This window comes from Allochromatium humboldtianum (genome assembly GCF_013385175.1).
Taxonomy (GTDB): domain Bacteria; phylum Pseudomonadota; class Gammaproteobacteria; order Chromatiales; family Chromatiaceae; genus Thermochromatium; species Thermochromatium humboldtianum.
Genome location: NZ_JABZEO010000060.1, coordinates 1 through 835 on the forward strand (window position 1 = coordinate 1; position 835 = coordinate 835).

The 835-nt window shown below is 63.1% G+C and carries 1 protein-coding gene; it reads right to left on the reverse strand.

Going from position 1 to position 835, the window contains the following annotated elements:
* Positions 1-10: 10 nt before the first annotated feature.
* Positions 11-780, reverse strand: a protein-coding gene (locus HW932_RS21460; protein ID WP_176978482.1) for an IS5 family transposase whose coding sequence is annotated in 2 segments (ribosomal slippage) — positions 11-465 and positions 465-780 — 771 coding nt in all. Because the reading frame shifts where the segments join, the coding sequence is not laid out codon by codon here.
* Positions 781-835 lie beyond the last annotated feature (55 nt).

The window sequence follows — 835 nt, forward strand, 5'->3', positions numbered from 1 at the left end:
CTAGGGCCTGTTAACGCAACCGAAGGGCCTCAGCGATGAGCGATACGGTGATGAAGGCCGCAAACATCACATCGGTCTTGTCATAGCGGGTGAACACACGGCGCCAGGCCTTGAGCCGGCGGAACAGCCGTTCGACCTCGTTGCGACGCCGATAGCGTGGCTTGTCCAATGACCAAGGCCGCTTGCGCTGCGGATTGGGCGGCACGACCGGCACGAAGCCCAACTGCTGGGCAAGTTCACGCGTGGCATCGCTTTCATAGGCGCTGTCCATCAGCAGCGCCACGTCTCCAGCCTCCCGTGGCCCGCCCATTGCCTCGATCAACCGGCGCCCCTCGGGGCCGTCGGCCGTCTGCCCCGGCGTCAGGCTCCATGTCACAACGTCGCCGGCACTCGCGGCAACCAAATGAAGTTTGGTGCTCCATCCGCCCCGGCTCTTGCCGATGGCCTGGGGGCCGTTTTTTTCGGCGCACCCGTGCCATCCGGATGCACCTTCATGATCGTCGAGTCCAGGCTCACCGCCTCAATGCGAACCTGCATCAGACGCTGCCTCTGCAGGCGCTCAAACACGGCATCCAGCACACCGGCCTTGGCCCAGCGGCTCATGCGCGTGTAGATGCTGTGCCACGGCCCGTAGTGGCTGGGCAGTGCGCGCCACTTGCAGCCGTTGGCTGCGACGTACAGGATGGCGTTGACCACCACGAAATTGTCCAGCCGCACGTTGCCCCGCTGGCGCGGCAGCAGTGGGGCAATCAATTCGAATTGTTCGCGAGTCAGTTGCATCGCCGCATTTTTGGGCGAAGCTAACCATCTTGTCAATTTGCGTTAACAGGCCCTA